Origin of the sequence: Pseudomonas sp. LAIL14HWK12:I1 (assembly GCF_003202095.1) — a bacterium.
In the GTDB taxonomy this organism is placed as follows: Bacteria; Pseudomonadota; Gammaproteobacteria; order Pseudomonadales; family Pseudomonadaceae; genus Aquipseudomonas; species Aquipseudomonas monteilii.
The window spans coordinates 518,881-538,267 of sequence record NZ_QJKG01000002.1; the positions used below are offsets into that span (position 1 = coordinate 518,881).

Genomic DNA, 19,387 nt, shown 5'->3' on the forward strand with positions numbered 1-19,387 from the left:
GATCAAGAAATACCTTTCGCGACTGCTGGTCGGTGTTACCGCCCTGGTCGCCGTGACAGCGGCCCAGGCCGGCGCCATCGATGATGCAGTCAAGCGCGGCACCCTGCGGGTGGGCATGGACCCGACCTACATGCCGTTCCAGATGACCAACAAGCGTGGCGAAATCATCGGCTTCGAAGTCGATATCCTCAAAGCCATGGCCAAGTCCATGGGCGTCAAGTTCGAGGCCGTATCCACCGCCTACGACGGCATCATCCCGGCCCTGCTGACCGACAAGTTCGACATGATCGGCAGCGGCATGACCCTGACCCAGGAACGCAACCTGCGTCTGAACTTCAGCGAACCCTTCATCGTGGTTGGTCAGACCCTGCTGATCCGCAAGGAACTGGCTGGCGAGATCAAGTCGTACAAGGACCTGAACAACGAGAAGTACCGCCTTACCTCCAAGCTCGGCACCACCGGCGAGATGGTTTCCAAGAAGCTGATCGGCAAAGCCAAGTACCACGGCTACGACAACGAGCAGGAAGCGGTGATGGACGTCGTCAACGGCAAGGCTGACGCCTTTGTCTATGATGCGCCGTATAACGTGGTGGCCGTAGAAAAAGCCGGCGCTGGCAAGCTGCTGTTCCTCGAAGAACCCTTCACCTACGAGCCGCTGGCCTTCGGCCTGAAGAAAGGCGACTACGACAGCATCAACTTCATCAACAACTTCCTGCACCAGATCAAGCATGACGGGACCTACGATCGTATTCACGACAAGTGGTTCAAGAACAAGGACTGGCTGAAGGAAATGGAATAAGGCCCAGGCCACAAGCCCGGCTTTATGACCCCGACGCGCAGGCAAACCCTGCGCGTTCGCATTTACGGAAGTACCCCACGTGATCAAACACAAGAAAGCCCAGTGGCCCTGGCATGGGCTGACGGCCCTGGTTCTGGTGGGCCTGGCGTTCAGCCTGTACATGGCCACCTCGATGATTTCCTACGAGTGGCGCTGGAACCGCGTACCGCAGTACTTCGCCTACAAGGCCGAGGAAACGCAGCGCGCAGCCAATTACGGTACCGTGCAGGACATCGTCGTCTCTGGCGATAACGCGCGCGTCACGCTGAAGGATGAAAGCGGCGCGGAACAAGTACTCGATGTCGCCAAGGACAGCCTGCAACTGAGCCGTGGCGACGATGTTGCCGAAGGCGACGCGATAGGCGTAACCCGCCATTGGGCAGCGGGCCCGCTGGCCTGGGGCCTGTGGACCACCTTGTGGATTTCGGTGGTGTCCGGGGCACTGGGGCTGGTGATCGGCCTGTTCGCCGGCCTGTGCCGGTTGTCGAACAACCCGACCCTGCGCGACCTGTCGACCGTTTATGTCGAACTGGTGCGCGGCACGCCGCTGTTGGTACAGATCTTCATCTTCTACTTCTTCATCGGCACCGTGCTCAACCTCTCCCGCGAGTTTGCCGGGGTGGCAGCGCTGGCGCTGTTCACTGGCGCCTATGTGGCCGAAATCGTCCGTGCCGGTGTGCAGTCCATTGCCAAGGGCCAGAACGAAGCGGCCCGCTCGCTGGGCCTGAACGCCGGCCAGTCGATGCGTCATGTCATCTTGCCGCAGGCGTTCAAACGCGTGCTGCCGCCGCTGGCCGGCCAGTTCATCAGCCTGGTCAAGGACACCTCGCTGGTGTCGGTAATTGCCATTACCGAACTGACCAAGAGCGGCCGTGAGGCCATCACCACCTCGTTCTCGACGTTCGAGATCTGGTTCTGCGTGGCAGGTCTGTACCTGCTGATCAACCTGCCGCTGTCGCACATTGCCAGCCGGCTCGAGCGGAGGCTTGCGCAAAGTGATTGAAGTCCGTGACCTGCTGAAAGTCTTCGACACCCGTGGCCAGGTGGTACGGGCGGTGGATAACGTCACCACCCAGGTCGCCAAAGGCGAAGTGGTGGTGGTGCTCGGCCCATCGGGCTCGGGCAAGTCGACCTTCCTGCGCTGCCTGAACGGCCTGGAGCATTTCGACGAAGGCCATGTGGCCATCGACGGCCTGCAACTGGCCGACCCCAAGACCGACATCAACGCCTACCGCCGCGAAGTGGGCATGGTGTTCCAGCACTTCAACCTGTTCCCGCACATGACCGTGCTGGAAAACCTGTGCCTGGCGCAGAAGGTGGTGCGCAAGCGCAACAAGGCCGAGCGTGAAGCCAAGGCCCGTGCGCTGCTGGAAAAAGTGGGTATTGCGCAGAAGGCCAACGAATTCCCGTCGCGCCTGTCCGGTGGCCAGCAGCAGCGGGTAGCGATTGCCCGCGCCTTGGCGATGGACCCGAAAGTGATGCTGTTCGACGAGCCCACCTCGGCGCTCGACCCGGAAATGGTCGGCGAAGTGCTGGACGTAATGAAGACCCTGGCCCAGGAAGGCATGACCATGGTCTGCGTCACCCACGAAATGGGCTTCGCCCGCGAAGTGGCGGACCGGGTGCTGTTCTTCGACCATGGCAAGCTGCTGGAAGACTCGGCCCCGGCCGCCTTCTTTGCGGCGCCGAAAGACCCAAGGGCCCAGGCCTTCCTGCGCCAGGTGCTGTAACCGCACCGGCCCTTTCGCGGGACAACCCCGCTCCCACAAGTGCTGCACCGCCCTCAAGGCTGGTGATTGACTTGTGGGGCTTGTCCCGCGAAGAGGGTGACCCGGTCTCAAATGCTGAATCGCCCGACCATCCCCCTCAACTGCTGCCCCAGTTGCTCCAACTCCCCACTCGAAGCCGCCGTCTGCTCACTGGCCGCACTGGTCTGATCTGACGCATCCCGCACGCTGATGACGCTTCGGTTGATCTGCTCGGCCACCACGCTCTGTTCCTCGCTGGCCGTGGCGATCTGCTGGTTCATGCCCTGAATGCTCGACACCGTGTCGGTGATCTGGCTCAGTGCATCCCCGACGCGGCGGCTCAGTTCCACGCTCTGCTCGGTCAGGTTCTTGCTGCTGTCCAGCAAGCGGGTCACTTCGTCAGTGCCGTTGTGCAGGCTGTCGATCAGTTGGCCAATCTCCTCGGTCGCTGTCGAGGTGCGTTGGGCCAGGCCGCGTACCTCGTCGGCCACCACGGCAAAGCCACGCCCGGCTTCACCGGCCCGTGCCGCTTCGATCGCCGCGTTCAGGGCCAGCAGGTTGGTCTGTTCGGACACCGACTTGATCACATCGAGGATGCTGCCAATCCGCTGGCTTTCGCCCGCCAAGTGCTGCATGGCCGTCAGGCAATGGTCCATTTGCCCGGCCAGTTGCTCGATACGGCCGATGGCTTCGGCTACCACCTGGTCGCCCAGTTGCGCCTGCTGGTCGGCGTTGGTCGCGGCGAGCGAGGCCTGCTCGGCGTTCTGTGCCACTTCCTGCACGGTGGCACTCATCTGGTTCATGGCAGTGGCTACCTGGTCGGTTTCCTCACGCTGCTGGTTGATGCGCAGCTTGGTGTCCTCGCTGCTGGTCGCCAGCTGTGTGGCGGCCTGTGACAGCTGGCCGACACCCTGGTCGATGCCCCCGATCAGCTCGCGCAGGCTCAAGGTCATTTCGCGCATGCTGGTTTGCAGCTGGCCCATTTCGTCGCGGCGTTGCACGGTGTCAACCTGGCTCAGGTCACCCTTGGCGATGCGCACGGCCACGGCCAGTGTCTGACGTAGTGGCTGGGTGATCTGCAGGGTAATCAGCCAGGCGGCTATCACCCCAAGCACCATGGCCAGCAATGCCACGCTGGTCAGCAGCGAGCGGGCAGCCAGGGCTTCGCTGTCCCGTTGTTCAACTTTGCGCCCGGCCAGTTCGACACTCGCCACGCCCAGTTCGTCGCCCATTTTTTCCATGCTGCCCTGCAGCTGCTCGGCGCGCACCGCTGCGCGGCGGTACTGATCCAGGCTGGCCCGGTACTTGGCCAACTCGACGCCGGGCTGCTCGGTCAGTGATCGTGGCAAGCTCAGTGGGGCCAATGCCTTTAGCAGTTGCTCAAGGCTCTTGTCGGCGGCGTCCAGTGCCTCGTCGCCGACCTTGGCGAACGCCTCGACGGGCGAGAAGGTGTAGGCCGGTACAAGGCTTTGCTGGTTGGCGCCTTCGACATGGCGACCGAGGCTTTCCATCAGGCCCAGCGCGCTGCCTTGTTGACTCTCAGACATCGTCAGCAAGGCTTGGGTCTGCAAGTCGTCGATGACATCGTCCAGTTTGAGCGCTTGCGCTTGCATGGCCTGGCGCAGTGCCGTGCGGCTGGCGACGGTGCTTTGCAGCTCGGTGAAGTCTTCGCGCAGCTGTTGCAGCAATTGCAGTTTTTGTGTGAGCAACTGACGGGATTCGTCAACGTTACTGCGTTGCTGCAACGTGCTCAGCATGCGCTCCAGTTGCTCGATGGCCTGCTGGATACGTGCCTTGCTGGTGTCGTCGCTGAGTACGCGGAAGGTGATGCGCTCGGCACGCAGGTCTTTGACCAGATCGTTGATCTGGCCAATTTCACTGAGCTGTTGCGAGCGGTTGATGGCGCCATCAAGTGCACGCCAGCCGCTGATGGTGGTGGCCAGGGTGAGCAGCAGGACCACGGCGAAGCCGAGGGCCAGCTTGGCGGCGACATTGAGGTTGCCGAGCTTGCGGTTGAGGTAGCCGAGCATGGGAAGTCTCCGTGCGATTGGGGGAGGGCATGCAGGCGTATTGCCGGCATTACACCTCTGCCAATCGGCTGCGGAGCTGTAGGACTTGACCTGATAATCAGGTAGGAAATTTCGCCGCGGTATGTAGGAAGGCTCTTCCGGTCCTCGTTTAGAGCCTGAACCGCCCCACCAACCCCTGCAGGTGGGTGCCCAGCCGCGCCAGCTCCACGCTGGAGCTGGCCGTCTCTTCACTGGCTGCTGAGGTCTGGTCGGAAATGTCCCGCACATTCATCACGCTGCGGTTGATCTCTTCGGCCACGGCCGTCTGTTCTTCAGCAGCCGTGGCAATCTGCTGGTTCATCGCCTGGATCGACGACACGGTCCGGGTGATGGTTTCCAGCGAACTGCCGGCGCGGCGGGTCAGCTCGACGCTGCTGTCGGTCAGCTGGCGGCTGTTGTCCATCACAGTGGCCACCCGTTGGGTGCCACTTTGCAGGCCGGCAATCAGTTCTTCGATCTCTTCGGTCGACTGCTGGGTGCGCTGGGCCAGGCTGCGCACTTCGTCGGCCACCACGGCAAAGCCACGCCCGGCCTCGCCGGCACGGGCGGCTTCGATTGCCGCGTTCAGGGCCAACAGGTTGGTTTGCTGGGCCACCGACTTGATCACGTCGAGCACACTGCCGATCTTGTCACTCTCGGCCTTGAGCTGGTTCATCGCTTCGCTGGAGTTGACCACTTCGCCCGCCAGGCGCTCGATCTGCGCCACGGCCTCGCCCACCACCCGGTCACCTTCGCGGGCTTGCTGGTCGGCCATCAGGGCGGCTTCCGAGGCCTGCTCGGCGTTGCGCGCCACTTCATGCACAGTGGCGGTCATCTGGTTCATGGCGGTCGCCACTTGATCCGTCTCGACCTTCTGGTTGTTGACCCCGGCGCTGGTTTGCTCGGTGACGGCAGAGAGCTGTTCGGCGGCGCTGGCGATCTGCGTTACGCCGTCGCCAATGCCGCCGATCAACTCGCGCAGGCCTTGGGTCATGCGCTGCATGCTGGCCTGCAACTGGCCCAGTTCGTCGCGGCGCTGTACGGGCAGGCTCTGGGTCAGGTCGCCATTGGCCACACGTTCGGCGGCGCGCAGGGTCTGGCGCAGCGGGATGATGATCTGCCGAGTAATGGCCCAGGCGGCCACCAGGCCGAAGGCGAGGGCCAGCACGGTGGCGAGCGCGAGCAGGGTTTTGGCCTGGGCTGCAGCGGCGTCGCGCACCTCGGTTTGAGACGTGGTCATCGCCTGGCTGGTCTGCAGCAGTACCGTGCCTTGTTCGGCCATGCGTTGCAGGGCTTGCTCGCTGGCGGTCTGGGCATTGCCGAACTGGATGACTGCATCGCGGTAGCCAGCCATGGCTGTGGCGGCATCGTCCAGGCTGGCGGCATGTTCGGCAGGCACCTTGGACGGCAGTGCACGCAGTTCGGCCAGCGCCTGGTCGATGGCCTTCAACGCCGTTTGCTGGAAGTCGGCGTTGCCGCTGTAGGTGTAGCCGCGCACCTGAAAACGTGCCTGCTGCAGCAGGGCGCTCACATCCACCGCATGCTGGTACTGGTTGATATCGCCACCTTGCTGCAGCCCTCGCTGCACGCGGCCGATCAGTTCCGCTGCCTTGTCGGCGCTGTCGCCGAGCACGTCACGGCTGGCTTCGCGGCGCTGGCCGGCCTGCTTCAGCTCGTTGAATGCCTGCTGGTAGGTGCGCACGGCTTCGCGCTGCTGCTCCAGGCGTTGGCGATCGGCGGGGTGCTCGATCAGCCCGAGCATCAGCTGTACCTGGCGGTCGAGGTTGGCCAAGGCCTTTTCAAGCTCGGCCACTGAGGCATCGTCACGCCGGCGCTCGTAGTGCTGGCGAGCAATGCGCAGTTCCTGGGTGTACTGCTGGATGACCGAGATGTTCCCCAGCTTGTCGCCACGGTCGATGATGCTGTCCATGCCGTGCCAGCCGGTCAGGGTAATAGCCAGGGTCAACAGCAGCACCAGGCCGAAGCCCAGCCCAAGTTTGCGATTGACGCTCACATTGCCCAGCGATTGGGCTAACCATTGATACATGTACGACTCCCTGGCGACTTGGCAGTACAAATAGTTGTTGTATTGCCAAGGCATCGGCCTGGGAGAGGGAAACTTGATGGGCTAAAAAACGGCGTTTGCGTCAGAAAATACGCGAAAGCAGCGCTGTTACCGCAGTCTCGACCCGCAAGATGCGCTCACCCAGCTGCACCGGCGCCAGCCCGGCCTTGCCCAGCAGGTCGACCTCGTAGGGGATCCAGCCGCCTTCGGGGCCGATGGCCAGGGTAACGGCTTGCTCCACGGCACGGGGGCAGGCGGGGTAGGGGCCAGGGTGGCCGACCAGGCCCAGGGTGCCAGCAGCGATGGCGGGCAGGCGGTCTTCGACGAAGGGCTTGAAGCGTTTTTCAATGATGACTTCGGGCAGCACGGTGTCGCGCGCCTGTTCCAGGCCAAGGATCAGGTTTTCGCGAATGCTTTCGGGCTGAAGGAAGGGCGTTTGCCAGAAGCTTTTCTCGACCTTGTAGCTGTTCACCAGGATCAGGCGTGGCACGCCCAGGGTGGCCACGGTCTGGAACAGCCGACGTAGCATTTTCGGCCGCGGCACCGCCAGCACCAGGGTCAGCGGCAGCTTGGCCGGCGGCGGTTGGTCAAACGCAACTTCCAGCTCGGCTTCGTGCTTTTCCAGCCGCAGCACCGTGGCCTTGCCCATCAGGCCGCCGATACGGCCCACGCGCAGGTTGTCGCCCACCGCCACGCGGTGGATATCCTGCATGTGGGTGAAGCGCCGGTCAGCGAGAACGACGCGGTCGGCCGAAACGAAGTCGGCCTCTTCAAGAAGCAACAGGTTCACGGTTGGGTCGCAGGTGGCTGGTCGTTATGGTCGTCGGCAGTTTCGTCATGGGCGCTGCGTTTGCGGATCATACTGCCGCACAGCACACCCACCTCGAACAGTAGCCACATGGGCACGGCCAGCAGGGTCTGGGAGAAGATATCCGGCGGGGTGAGCACCATGCCGACCACGAAGCAGCCGATGATCACGTAGGGGCGGATCTTCTTCAGGTACTTCACGTCGACCACGCCGATCCACACCAGCAGCACCACCGCTACCGGGATTTCGAAGGCCACGCCAAAGGCGAAGAACAGCGTCATCACGAAGTCGAGGTAGCTGGCGATGTCGGTCATCATCGACACACCTTCCGGCGTGGCGCTGGCGAAGAAGCCGAAGATCAGCGGGAACACCAGGAAATAGGCGAACGCCATGCCGGCATAGAACAGGAAGATGCTCGACACCAGCAACGGAATGGCGATGCGCTTTTCATGGCGGTACAGCCCGGGTGCGATAAAGCCCCAGATCTGCTGCAGGATGAACGGGATCGCCAGGAACAGCGACACGATCATGGTCAGCTTGAACGGCGTGAGGAACGGCGAGGCCACGTCGGTGGCGATCATCGTCGCATTGGCCGGCAAGTGCTCGCGCAGCGGCGCCGAGACCAGTGTGTAGATCTGCTGGGCGAAGGAGAACAGCCCGGCAAAGATCAGGAAAATGACGGCAACGCACCGCAGCAGGCGGGTGCGCAGTTCGGTCAGGTGCGAAACCAGCGGCATCGGCTGGTCGTGTTCCGGGATCTCGCTCATGGGGCTCGCGGCGGTTGAGGCGGTTCAGAAGGCGTGGCCGGGGCGGCAGGCGGCTCGACCGGCCTGGCTTCCAGCCCGGCAGGTGGCTGCACGCTGGCCGTGGTCACCGGCGGCTGTGCAGGTGGCGTCAGCGGGTTGAGGATGCGCTTGGCTTCCTCTTCCATCTGCAGGATGTGCTCGTTGTGCAGCTGGCGGCGGATGTCGTCGGCGCCGATTTCGCGCTCCACTTCCATCTTGATGCTGTTGAAGCTGCGCTTGAGCCGGCCGATCCACAGGCCTGCCGTGCGCGCGGCACCCGGCAGGCGCTCGGGGCCGAGCACCAGCAGAGCGACCAGGCCGACGAGCAGCAGCTCGCTGAAACTGATGCCGAACATGGGTCAGTCTTTCCGCTGTGGCTCTTGGACCGGCTGGGCCTGGCCTTCGATGGTGTGGCCTTGCTGCGGCTGCGCGGTGCTCTGCTGGTGAGGCGCCTGCACCGGTGGCACCGGTTGGGCAGGCGGCGGGGTTTGCTCGGCCGGCTTGTTCTCTTCGTCGTTCATGGCTTTGCGGAAGCCCTTGATCGACTCGCCCAGGTCGCTGCCGAAGTTTTTCAGCTTTTTGGTGCCGAACACCAGGACCACGACGACCAGCAGGACGATCCAGTGTTTCCAGTCAAAAATACCCATGGTGCTCTCCTAGAATGCGTTGTGCTCAAGCCGAAGGCTGTCGCGCGGCCTTTTCATCGTGCCCGGACAGCCCGAAACGGCGCTCCAGCTCATCGAGCACGGCTTGTGGATGCTGTCCCAGCGCGCTGAGCATCACCAGGCTATGAAACCACAGGTCGGCGGTTTCGTAGATGACATCGCTGTAATCCTTGCTCACGGCAGCATCTTTGGCCGCGATGATGGTCTCGACCGATTCTTCGCCGAGCTTTTCGAGGATCTTGTTCAGGCCCTTGTGGTACAGGCTGGCCACGTAGGAGCTGTCAGGCGCTGCTTGCTTGCGTTCTTCAAGCACTTCGGCCAGGCGGTTGAGGGTGTCGCTCATGTCAGTGTCCTGCGCTGTAGATGGCATCCGGGTCCTTCAGGACCGGGTCGACGATTTTCCACTGGCCGTCTTCGTACACACGGTAGAAGCAGCTTTCACGGCCGGTATGGCAGGCGATATGACCCAGTTGCTCGACCATCAGGATGATCACGTCGGCGTCGCAGTCCAGGCGCAGCTCATGCAGCTTTTGCACATGCCCGGATTCCTCACCCTTGCGCCACAGCTTGCCACGCGAACGCGACCAGTAGATGGCGCGTTGCTCGGCGGCGGTAAGTGCCAGCGATTCGCGGTTCATCCAGGCCATCATCAGCACGCGTCCGGTCTTGTGGTCCTGGGCGATTGCCGGTACCAGGCCATCGCTGTTCCACTTGATCTCGTCCAGCCAGTCTTTCATCGTCGACTCCAAAACGGGCCCGCTCCTGTACCGGGCCCTTTGCGCTAGTGTGCCAGCCACGGGCGCGGCTGGCTATTGGCGTACGATCAGGTAAAGGCCTGCGGCCAGCATCAGCCAGGCCGGCCACGCAGCCGGGGCGGCCAGGCTGGCGGTTTCGGCGGCGCCAGCGGCCAGCACCGCACCACCACCGAGCAGGCCGGCGCCCAGCAGGCGCAGTGCCCAGCGGTCGCCCTGGCGGCGCCGTTCCGGCAGTTGCGGGTCGTGCAGGTGCGGCTGAGACAGGCGTTCTAGCAGGTCGCGGGCCATGTCGGCCAGGTGTGGCAGTTGCTCGACCTGGCTGTGGATGTTGCCGAACATCGCCTTGGGGCTGTAGCGGTCGCGCATCCAGCGTTCCAGGTACGGCTTGGCGGTGCTCCACAGGTCCAGGTCGGGGTACAGCTGGCGGCCCAGGCCTTCGATGTTGAGCAGGGTCTTTTGCAGCAGCACCAACTGCGGCTGCACTTCCATGTTGAAGCGCCGCGCGGTCTGGAACAGGCGCATCAGCACCTGACCGAAGGAAATATCCTTTAACGGTTTTTCGAAGATCGGTTCGCACACGGTGCGGATCGCCGCTTCGAATTCGTTGACCTTGGTGTGTGCCGGTACCCAGCCCGAGTCGATATGCAGCTGGGCGACACGGCGGTAGTCACGTTTGAAGAAGGCAATCAGGTTGCGCGCCAGGTAGTCCTGGTCCTCGGCGGTGAGGCTGCCGACAATGCCGCAATCGATAGCGATGTACTGCGGGCTCCACGGTTTTACGGTGCTGACGAAAATGTTGCCGGGGTGCATGTCGGCATGGAAAAAGCTGTCGCGGAACACCTGGGTGAAGAACACTTCCACGCCACGCTCGGCCAGCAGTTTCATGTCGGTGCGCTGGTCGGCCAGGGTGGCCATGTCGGTCACCGGCACGCCGTAGATGCGCTCCATCACCAGCACCTTGGGGCGGCACAGGTCCCAGTACACCTGGGGCACGTACATCAGCTCGGAGCCTTCGAAGTTGCGCCGCAGCTGGCTGGCGTTGGCCGCTTCGCGCAGCAGGTCGAGCTCGTCGTAAATGGTTTTTTCGTAGTCGCCGACGATTTCCACCGGGTGCAGGCGGCGGGCATCGGCCGAGGCGCGTTCGGCGGCCTTGGCGATCAGGAACAGCCAGGCCAGGTCCTGGGCAATGACCGGCTTCAGGCCCGGGCGCACGACCTTGACCACCACTTCTTCGCCGGTCTTGAGACGTGCAGCATGTACCTGGGCCACCGAGGCCGAGGCCAGTGGCTCCACGTCGAAGCGGCTGAACAGCTGCGCCACCGGGGCGCCCAGCTGTGCCTCGATCAAGGCCACGGCCTGCTTGGGGTCGAACGGCGGTACACGGTCCTGCAACAGCATCAGCTCATCGGCGATGTCGTTGGGCAGCAGGTCGCGACGGGTGGACAGCAACTGGCCGAACTTGATGAAGATCGGCCCCAGGTCCTGCAGTGCCAGGCGCAGGCGCGCCCCACGGCTCAGCTCGGACGGCTTGCGTGGCAGCCAGCGCCACGGCATCAGCAGGCGCAGGCTCATCAGCCACCAGGGCAGCGGCAGGTCGAACAGCAGGTCATCGAGACGGTAGCGGATCACCACACGCTGGATGCGAAAAAGACGGCGGACGGCGAGCAGCTTCATGCGTTATCGCTGGTATCAAGGGATCGGGAGAGGCGCTTGAGGCGCGCCTCGAGGCGTTCTGTGTCGAGCTTCAGGGCATCGAGTTCGCTGAAGGCGGCTTCGGCTTCGCGTTTGCCCACCAGGGTGCGGGACTCTTCAGCCAGGTACTCGGACAGGTTCTGGCTGAAGCGCGCCAGGCCCTGGCGGGTCCAGCGTGCACGCAGGCGGATATGGCCTGCCAGCATGGCCGTGGCGACCGGGCCAAGCCAGCGTTGCAGCTCGTGCTCCCAGTCCAGCTCAAGGTCTTGCAGCACGCCGAACAGGTCCAGCAGTACGGCGCTGTCGCCATGCAGCTCCACCTGCGGGCTGTGCAGCACGGCGGTCTTGTCTTTGGCCAGGGCCAGTTGCGCCAGGCTGCCAGCCGGGGCGCGCAGGCTACAGTCGACTTCGCCCTGCCAGTGCGCGGCCAGCATCAGGCCTTCTCCATCGGGCAGGATGAAGACCTGCAGGGCCGGTTGGCGGCAGTCGATCTCGATGACCTTGCCATCCAGCGAGGCCAGGCGCGGCAGGGCCGTGCTGTCCATGCGCAGGATGCGGTTCAGGCCATGTTCGACGCTGGCGAGCAGCCCGGCCAGCAGCATCAGGGCTTGATCCCCCGGTGTACGGCAACGATGCCGCTGGTCATGTTGTGGTAGGTGACGCGGTCGAAACCGGCCTCGACCATCATGCTCTTCAGGGTTTCCTGGTCCGGGTGCATGCGGATCGATTCGGCCAGGTAACGGTAGCTTTCCGAGTCGTTGGTGATCAGCTTGCCGGCCAGTGGCATGAAGGCGAACGAGTAGGCGTCGTAGGCCTTGGACATCAGCTTGTTGGTCGGCTTGGAGAACTCCAGGATCAACAGGCGGCCGCCGGGTTTGAGCACGCGCAGCATCGAACGGATGGCTTCGTCCTTGTGGGTGACATTGCGCAGGCCGAAGGCGATGGTCACGCAATCGAAGTGGTTGTCCGGGAACGGCAGCTTTTCAGCGTCGGCCTGGACGAACTCGATGTTGCCGGCCACGCCACGGTCGAGCAGGCGGTCACGGCCGACCTTGAGCATCGAATCGTTGATGTCGGCCAACACCACCTGGCCGGTCGGACCTACAAGGCGCGAGAACTTGGCGGCCAGGTCGCCGGTACCACCGGCGATATCCAGCACGCGGTTGCCGCTGCGCACGCCCGACAGCTCGATGGTAAAGCGCTTCCACAGGCGGTGCATGCCGCCGGACAGCACGTCGTTCATCAGGTCGTACTTGGCGGCCACCGAGTGGAACACTTCGGCGACTTTCTTCGCCTTCTGGCTTTCAGGGACGTCCTGGTAGCCGAAATGGGTGGTGGGTTCGGCGTGTTCGCCTTTGCGCTGGTCGTTCATATCGCTTCACCGGAAAAAATTACCGCCATTCTAGGGCGAACGGGCGGATTTGTCTTGGCGGGGTGTGCCAGTGGGCAGGGGCGGGCATAATGCCGATTATGTCTACATCTTCAGGAACACCCGCATGACCCAGATCAGCGTCGAACGCAAACACTCCCTCGGCCGCGATGCCGCCCGCGCCAAGGCCGAAGCCCTGGTCGACAAGCTCAGCCGCGAATACGACCTCAAGGCCACCTGGAACGGTGACCGGGTCGATGTGGCGCGCAGCGGCGCCAACGGTAGCGTGCACATTGGCGAGGACAGCATCCGTGTGGAGCTGAAGCTGGGCATGATGCTGTCGATGATGAGCGGCACCATCAAAGGTGAAATAGAGCGGGCGCTGGACAAGGCACTGGCCTGACGCCCGCTGCGCTCAGTTGTCGGGGAACGGGACAAGGTCCTCGATCTGCTCCAGGCGCAGGTCACCCCGATAGATCTGATAGCGCTCCGAGGGCGCCAGAACCCGTTGTAACCGCTCGTCGCGGCTCATGGCGTCCGGGAACTTCAAATGCCCTTTGGCAAACCGCCGGGCATTGGCAGTGGCGCTGGTGTAATGAAAATGAGCTTCCCAGAGCTTGGCTCTGGGCTGCAGCCGATAAATGTCATACACATCCAGAAAATCGTTGGCCTTGAGCCTCTTGCGGCTTCTGGTCAGCCTGACCTCGACTTCGCCGGCCTCTATCAGGAAACGCAACGCTTTGCTGTCCGGGTGCTGGGTGTCCAGGTAAGCCGTGGTCAACAAGCGCTTTTTTTCTGCTTGTACCTCGGTTATTGCCTGTTCCAGCCTGGCGGCCAGTGAATGCCCTTGATCCGGGCCGGTACGCAAAGTAGCAGCGATGTCCGCCATGTCCTGAATATAGAAGTCGAGTTGGTCCGCCAGACTGTTGGGACCTTCCAGGTGGCGGGCAGCGTAAGCGACCCTGGCGGTTTTCTGGGCCAGCAGGTCGTTACCGGTGCGGCGAAGGCGAGCGTAGTCCGTTACCGTCGCAACTTGCGCCACGGCCTCCCAGTGATCTGCTTGTTGCTGATAGCGCGCAACGGTGTGTTCGGTCAGCGGGTCGATCTGCACGGCTTCGCTGTTTTCATCAGCCTGCTCGACAACCAGTGATCTGCCCCGGTTGGTGCGGATCACCTTGCGTCTGACGGGGCGCACCCTGTGCGTCACAGGCTTTTCGGGCACTGCAGCCTGCGTGTCGGCCGCAGCAGAGATCACGCCCAGGTCATTCTCGGTCAGGTTTATCAGTGCTTGCAGTTCAGCGATGTATTCATTGAGCTTGCCGCTGTCCACTGCCGGCAGGTTGCGCGAAAGCAGATACTCGGCATTGCCCAGTGACAGCTTGTATTCGCTCAGTGCGCTCTCCAGCGGCTCTTTCTGCTCCTCTGGCTTCAGGCCGGCTGCAGCCAGGCTGTCATGGCTCAGCAGCGCTTCATGCAGATGTTTGCTGCGCAGGGTTTTCTGTGAGAGCAGGGTGCTTTCGAAGTTCTCAGCGGTTAGCCGGTCTCTGTTCACGACCAACTGATACAGGTCGCTGAGGATCTGGGCTCGGACAATCAGCGTCGAATAGCGCCGGTTGTTGATAATGGCATCAAGCTTCTTGCGCTTGCCAGAGAACTGGATCTGCCCATCTGTCAGCGCTTCGCTGAGGTTTTGGTCGAGGCGTTGGCTGACGTTGAAGAGGCGTCTATGGGTTGCCAGTGCTGCCTCGACGTTCTTGCTGTAATCCAGGTACAGCTGGGTCTGCTCGTGGCCAAAAGGCAGCTGTACGAGCCGGCGCGATTGGTCTTTGAGTGCCCCATAGTCATTCATTTCGAGCAGGCGTCGGAACTGCTGCACGTCGGCGGCGAGCAACTGCTCCCACCACTGCCCACGGGCATAGGAGGCAGTTGCGTTTGGGTCGAGCCTGGCGTATTTCGGGTCACTCATGCTGGCGAAAAGCTGCGCTTGATCCCTTATCAGAGTGGCCTGTTTTTCGTAGGTAAGGGCCAGCACATCAAAGATCGCACGCGCCTCGTTGCGCAGTGCCTGTAGTGCCTGTCGTCGTATCTGCAGTTCCTCTGGCAGGTCGCCAAGGTCTACGCCGGGGTTGGCATCCAGGGATTGCTGGAATGCCAGGTGTGCCTCGTCATACGGTTTTACCCGTTCCAGATAGCCATTGAGGAACGTTTCCATGCTGGTGAGTTTTTTGTCATTTGCCGCGCGGCTTTCCAGCATTCTCGTGAAAGCTTGTTTCTTTTCATCAATCAGCACCTTGGTCGCTTTCGGCATCCCGCCCGGCAGGTGCAGGTCGAGCATCCATTCGCCGTTCCAGCGCGTCAGCCAAGGTCCACGGGCGCGTTCGCGGCCGACAATGTAGTAACCGTCAGGTTCTGCGCCCCACGTCTGTGACCATTCACTCTGGCTGACTTCCGGTCCGATGATGCGCATGCCGCTATAGGTCTCTTCGACCTCATAGGCAACATCCTGCAGTTTCACATAGTAGCGGTCGTCAACCTTGTACAGGCCTCGCATTCGGCCGTTGGCCACTGCATTTTGCCCGTTGAGGTTGGCCTTGGCGCGTAAGGTGTTGAGCGCCACACGGGCTTCACGCGGCAGGTTGCCGAGCCGCTGGTCGCGGCCCCATTGGCTGACGTTGAGCGCAGCAGGCCCGGGTTGCTCGGTGACAGGGACCCAGGCTGATTTCTCGGGCGGCTGCGTTACAGTTGGGCTGGAAACTCTGCGCGGTCCGGGCTGAATGGGCAGTTCCATCTCGGGGCTGGCGGTAGCGGGCCCATGGGCTAGCAACATGGCCAGGTTCAGCAGGAGGTCGGCACCGGCGAGCCACTTTTCGTCGTTGCTGCCTTGGGTCAATGTGACCAGGTCGTCCTTGATACTGAGCAAGGCTGTGACCAGCCAGGCCAGCAAACCTGCAGGCCCTCGCAGCAAGGGCGCCGCCGTATTGAACGCCAGCCATGCGAACTGCCTGACCAGGGCCCAGCGTTGCTGGGCGTTGGAGATGCTCTGCCATGAGGCCAGCAACACGAGCATGTCAGCCCTGGCTTCATACATCGAATTGTCCAGGTTGCCCGACCATGGAGTGAAGGCCAAGCTGACAGGCGCCCTCAAGCGCTCGATCGTGTCAGCGGTCATTGCCGATCCTGGCCCCACCAGATGCGCCAGTTCATTGAGACCGGCATGCAGATGCGGATGGGTAAAACCATGATTGGCATAAATAGGGCGGGCGTCGTCATCCAGCCAGGTGAGGATGTCCTGCTGCAGGGCTTGTTCGGTCCGGATGGCGGTCATCAATTGATTGCGGCTGTCGAACTGTCTGATGGCCTGCGTGGCATACATAGGCCGGTAGAGTATCCAGGCCCCGGTGGCGGACACCTCGATGACGAACATGGCATGCACCCGGTTTGCCTTTGGGCCACCCGGCACGCTGCTGAACGACAGAGGCCCCATCTTCAGCGATGTGCCCGAGTGGGCTTCACGGTGGCAAAAATCTGCGACGACCTGCCAGTTGCGTTCGCTCAGCTGCCCCGCGATCTTGGCGTGTAATGCGCTCAGCAGTAAGGCATTGCGCCATTCTTCGGCAAAGCGCTGGCGCCGTTTGTCGATGTCAGTGCTCGTCTGCAACTGGTCGTGGACAAACTGCGGATACTGGCCACCGACATCCACGGCAACGATCAGTGCGTTGACATAGTCAAGGTCCATCCAGCTGCTTGTCGGCTGTTGCCCGGCCAATTGAATAGCCGAGGCCACCTGGTCGCTACCCAATTGCAGGCGTGAGATGGCCAGCTCGGTCAGGCTGATGGTTTTCAGGTATTCAAGCTTTGCGGGCCCCACGGAGGACATCTGTACAACTTGTGAAATTGTGATCAGCACCTGGTCTGGGTTGCACGGTTGCTGGTTCGGGTGGTCATCGCGCATTTGCTCACGCAGGCGACGAACCGTGTATTGCTGCAGGGTTTCGATCCCGTCCAGGGAGGTTTCACCTTGCGCCAGCATTTGCCCTGCCGACAGCTTCAGCAGTGCCGTGTGGTACTGAAAACGGTCAGTCACGGTGGCGCTCTCGAGCCAGTCAGGCAGCGGGATCGCGGGTGTCGATTGCACGAGGTGGAAGCACGCCGGGAATATCGATGAGGGGTCACTCAGCGTGTTGAAGAGCGCTTCCAGATCGGCAACGTGTTCGATGGCGCCAAGCTGCACCCGGTCAATTTTTTGCAGCAGGCCGTTGAGCAATTGCCGAGCCTGATAGCTGAACGGGTCTTCGGTCAATGCCGTGCAGGCCCAGGACATCGTGTCGAACGTATGATGCTCTGAAAGCTCGTCGCGCAGGGCGGTGGTGAACGCAGTGATCCCGTTGAAGCCGCGCACGGTGCCTGAGGGCTTGCACCACAAGACCAGATCGCGCGCATTTTGATTGCCGGTGATGAGCAGGTCCGGTATTACCTCGTGAACCGTGCTGCCTGGGCTGGCGAGTGAAACCTGCAACCCCTGCACGTTTGCCTCTGTGCCGGCTTGAGCGAGAATGGCGTACAGCAGGGCCTTCTGATCGCTGTCCAGGCCCTGGCGTTCAAGGGTGCCGAGCAGTGCGGCCTTGAGAACCTGCTGCATCCAACGCAGGCGGGTTACATCTGAATCACCGTCGCGGCTGTTCCAGAAACTGACCTGCGCCTGTTGAAAGGTCTCGGAAAGGGTTGCAAGCACATCGTCGTAGTCAGTGTTCAGGTCGGCCATGCGGATATCGATGGCCGGCGCAACATGCTGGGGACGAAAGATGGCGGGTGGGTTCAGGCTGAGTTGGTCCGTGGGCTTGAGCGCCATGGGTTGGCCGCTGAGGAAATGTTCGAGCAATGTATCCACCAGGTTGCCTGGCGGAGTCGGTGGTCCTTCATCCAGATCATGCAGGATGCTGAAACCGGTCAGGGATTGCAGCTGCGGGTGGTTCTTGCGGGTCCATGGGTAGCGTGCTGCGAGTGCGTCGAAACCAGCGCTGGCCACGACTTCGCGCAGGCCGGGGCGGCTGGCGAACTGCGTCGCTACCAGATGCTTGAAGGACACAGATGGCGAGGGCAGTGATTGGGGCATGGCATCAGGCTCCGGTCAAAGGGGAGCCGAATGCTGAAGCGTTAACCTGAAGCCGCTGCGGTAGATAAGTCAGCGCGGCCATCTTAGGGTGAAGATTCTAATTCCAGGCCCTACCTTATGCTCAAGCCCAACCTCCATGGGCGGTTCCTCCTCCACTCATGAGCATGAGGTACAGAGCATGGCCAAAGCGACTGTGAAGAAAAAGGACGATGCCCCGGGCACGCTGGGCGAGGTGCGCGGCTACGCGCGCAAGATCTGGCTGGCTGGCATCGGCGCTTATGCGCGGGTGGGCCAGGAAGGCTCCGACTACTTTCAGGAGCTGGTCAAGGCCGGCGAAGGCGTCGAGAAGCGTGGCAAGAAACGCATCGACAAAGAGCTCGATGCTGCCAACAACCAGATCGACGAAGCGGCTGAAGAAGTCAGTCGCGTACGCGGCAAGGTAGAAATTCAACTCGACAAGATCGAAAAAGCTTTCGACGCACGGGTAGGGCGCGCCTTGAATCGCCTGGGCATTCCGTCTAAACATGACGTTGAGGCGCTGTCGATCAAGCTTGAACAGTTGCACGAGCTGCTTGAGCGCGTCGCGCACAAACCATAAGGAGAGCAGGATGGCTGGCAAGAAGAACACCGAAAAAGAAGGCAGCTCCTGGGTCGGCGGGATCGAGAAATACTCCCGCAAGATCTGGCTGGCGGGGCTGGGTATCTATTCGAAGATCGACCAGGACGGCCCGAAGCTGTTCGACTCGCTGGTGAAGGATGGCGAGAAGGCCGAGAAGCAGGCGAAGAAAACCGCTGAAGACGTGGCCGAAACCGCCAAGTCCTCCACCACTTCGCGCGTGTCTGGCGTGAAGGACCGTGCATTGGGCAAATGGAGCGAACTCGAAGAGGCTTTTGACAAGCGCCTGAACAGCGCCATCTCGCGCCTGGGTGTGCCGAGCCGCAACGAGATCAAGGCCCTGCACCAGCAGGTGGACAGCCTGACCAAGCAGATCGAGAAGCTGACCGGTGCTTCGGTTACGCCGATTTCGTCGCGCACCGCTGCTGCCAAGCCGGCTGCGAGCAAGGCGGCGGCCAAGCCACTGGGCAAAGCGGCAGCTAAACCTGCGGCGAAAACGGCGGCGGCCAAACCGGCAGCTAAAACCACAGCGGCAAAACCGGCTGCCAAGCCTGCGGCCAAGGTGGCGGCGGCCAAGCCAGCCGCCAAACCGGCAGCGGCCAAGCCTGCTGCGGCGAAGAAGCCTGCGGTGAAAAAAGCCCCGGCCAAACCGGCAGCCGCCAAGCCAGCAGCCCCAACGGCCAGCGCCGCCCCGGCCGCTACCGCAGCACCGGCACCTGTTGCAGCCCCGGCCAGCAGCACGCCGTCGGCACCAACGGGCACCGGTACCCTGATCTGATACCGCGTCGCCTGCTTCGCGGGCTTGCCCGCTCCCACAGGTTTATCGCAGAACCCTTGGTTTGTGCGATCCCTGTGAGAGCGGGCGAGCCCGCGAAGGGCTGCAAA

Annotated in this window: 18 protein-coding genes and 1 pseudogene; 6 read left to right on the forward strand and 13 right to left on the reverse strand. The window is 62.3% G+C overall.

Features of this window, described 5'->3' with window-relative positions; genetic code table 11:
• Position 1 precedes the first annotated feature (1 nt).
• From D906_RS07320 to D906_RS07330, 3 genes are all read left to right on the forward strand, one after another.
• A complete protein-coding gene (locus tag D906_RS07320) occupies positions 2-799 on the forward strand; it encodes a transporter substrate-binding domain-containing protein (protein WP_025752328.1) in 798 nt (265 codons plus the stop codon).
• Positions 800-878: 79 nt separating this feature from the next.
• The gene (locus D906_RS07325) at positions 879-1,841 is read left to right on the forward strand and encodes an amino acid ABC transporter permease (protein WP_016712441.1); all 963 of its coding nucleotides are present in this window, start codon (positions 879-881) and stop codon (positions 1,839-1,841) included.
• Complete coding sequence (locus tag D906_RS07330; RefSeq protein ID WP_025752329.1) at positions 1,834-2,568, forward strand: amino acid ABC transporter ATP-binding protein; 735 nt, start codon at positions 1,834-1,836, stop codon at positions 2,566-2,568. The genes D906_RS07325 and D906_RS07330 overlap by 8 nt, the downstream gene beginning before the upstream one ends.
• 107 nt (positions 2,569-2,675) lie before the next feature.
• Here the strand turns inward: D906_RS07330 and D906_RS07335 are convergent, their stop codons facing one another.
• The 12 genes and pseudogenes from D906_RS07335 to ubiE form a co-directional block, all read right to left on the reverse strand.
• Positions 2,676-4,616 (reverse strand): methyl-accepting chemotaxis protein, encoded by a 1,941-nt coding sequence (locus D906_RS07335; protein WP_019098456.1) that lies wholly within the window; start codon positions 4,614-4,616, stop codon positions 2,676-2,678.
• Between the two features lie 148 nt (positions 4,617-4,764).
• Complete coding sequence (locus D906_RS26990) at positions 4,765-5,637, reverse strand: methyl-accepting chemotaxis protein (RefSeq protein ID WP_371058789.1); 873 nt, start codon at positions 5,635-5,637, stop codon at positions 4,765-4,767.
• Positions 5,620-6,735: pseudogene (locus D906_RS26995) on the reverse strand (methyl-accepting chemotaxis protein); the annotation flags it as partial. The pseudogene D906_RS26995 and the gene D906_RS26990, both read right to left, overlap by 18 nt.
• Before the next feature lie 46 nt (positions 6,736-6,781).
• Complete coding sequence (locus D906_RS07345) at positions 6,782-7,489, reverse strand: 16S rRNA (uracil(1498)-N(3))-methyltransferase (RefSeq protein ID WP_019098458.1); 708 nt, start codon at positions 7,487-7,489, stop codon at positions 6,782-6,784.
• Positions 7,486-8,274, reverse strand: coding sequence for a twin-arginine translocase subunit TatC (tatC, locus tag D906_RS07350; RefSeq protein WP_016712436.1), 789 nt, complete (start codon positions 8,272-8,274; stop codon positions 7,486-7,488). The genes D906_RS07345 and tatC overlap by 4 nt, the downstream gene beginning before the upstream one ends.
• Positions 8,271-8,648 carry a Sec-independent protein translocase protein TatB gene (gene tatB, locus D906_RS07355; protein ID WP_016712435.1) on the reverse strand — a complete coding sequence of 126 codons (378 nt, stop codon included), beginning with the start codon at positions 8,646-8,648 and terminating at the stop codon, positions 8,271-8,273. The genes tatC and tatB overlap by 4 nt, the downstream gene beginning before the upstream one ends.
• Positions 8,649-8,651: 3 nt before the next feature.
• On the reverse strand, positions 8,652-8,939 hold the full coding sequence (locus D906_RS07360) for a twin-arginine translocase TatA/TatE family subunit (protein ID WP_016712434.1): 288 nt from the start codon (positions 8,937-8,939) through the stop codon (positions 8,652-8,654).
• Between the two features lie 25 nt (positions 8,940-8,964).
• On the reverse strand, positions 8,965-9,300 hold the full coding sequence (locus D906_RS07365) for a phosphoribosyl-ATP diphosphatase (protein WP_013974545.1): 336 nt from the start codon (positions 9,298-9,300) through the stop codon (positions 8,965-8,967).
• Between the two features lies 1 nt (position 9,301).
• A complete protein-coding gene (gene hisI, locus D906_RS07370; protein WP_003249284.1) occupies positions 9,302-9,694 on the reverse strand; it encodes a phosphoribosyl-AMP cyclohydrolase in 393 nt (130 codons plus the stop codon).
• Between the two features lie 72 nt (positions 9,695-9,766).
• Positions 9,767-11,386, reverse strand: a complete 1,620-nt coding sequence (ubiB, locus tag D906_RS07375) for a ubiquinone biosynthesis regulatory protein kinase UbiB (RefSeq protein ID WP_025752338.1) — start codon at positions 11,384-11,386, stop codon at positions 9,767-9,769.
• Positions 11,383-12,006, reverse strand: a complete 624-nt coding sequence (locus tag D906_RS07380) for an SCP2 domain-containing protein (RefSeq protein WP_019099357.1) — start codon at positions 12,004-12,006, stop codon at positions 11,383-11,385. The genes ubiB and D906_RS07380 overlap by 4 nt, the downstream gene beginning before the upstream one ends.
• Positions 12,006-12,776: a bifunctional demethylmenaquinone methyltransferase/2-methoxy-6-polyprenyl-1,4-benzoquinol methylase UbiE gene (gene ubiE, locus D906_RS07385; protein WP_016712431.1), complete on the reverse strand. Its 771-nt coding sequence runs from the start codon at positions 12,774-12,776 to the stop codon at positions 12,006-12,008. The genes D906_RS07380 and ubiE overlap by 1 nt, the downstream gene beginning before the upstream one ends.
• A 124-nt stretch (positions 12,777-12,900) precedes the next feature.
• On the opposite strand from ubiE, the gene D906_RS07390 reads away from it, so the two are divergent.
• Entirely contained in the window at positions 12,901-13,176 is a 276-nt protein-coding gene (locus tag D906_RS07390; RefSeq protein WP_016712430.1) for a polyhydroxyalkanoic acid system family protein, read from the forward strand.
• A gap of 12 nt (positions 13,177-13,188) precedes the next feature.
• On the opposite strand, the gene D906_RS07395 is transcribed toward D906_RS07390, so the two are convergent.
• The gene (locus D906_RS07395) at positions 13,189-17,886 is read right to left on the reverse strand and encodes a DUF6543 domain-containing protein (RefSeq protein WP_027614849.1); all 4,698 of its coding nucleotides are present in this window, start codon (positions 17,884-17,886) and stop codon (positions 13,189-13,191) included.
• 178 nt (positions 17,887-18,064) lie between these two features.
• Here D906_RS07395 and D906_RS07400 point away from each other — a divergent pair, with 178 nt between their 5' ends.
• Positions 18,065-18,484 (forward strand): phasin family protein, encoded by a 420-nt coding sequence (locus tag D906_RS07400; protein WP_016712427.1) that lies wholly within the window; start codon positions 18,065-18,067, stop codon positions 18,482-18,484.
• A 10-nt stretch (positions 18,485-18,494) separates the two neighbouring features.
• Positions 18,495-19,280 (forward strand): phasin family protein, encoded by a 786-nt coding sequence (locus D906_RS07405; RefSeq protein ID WP_027614850.1) that lies wholly within the window; start codon positions 18,495-18,497, stop codon positions 19,278-19,280.
• Positions 19,281-19,387 lie beyond the last annotated feature (107 nt).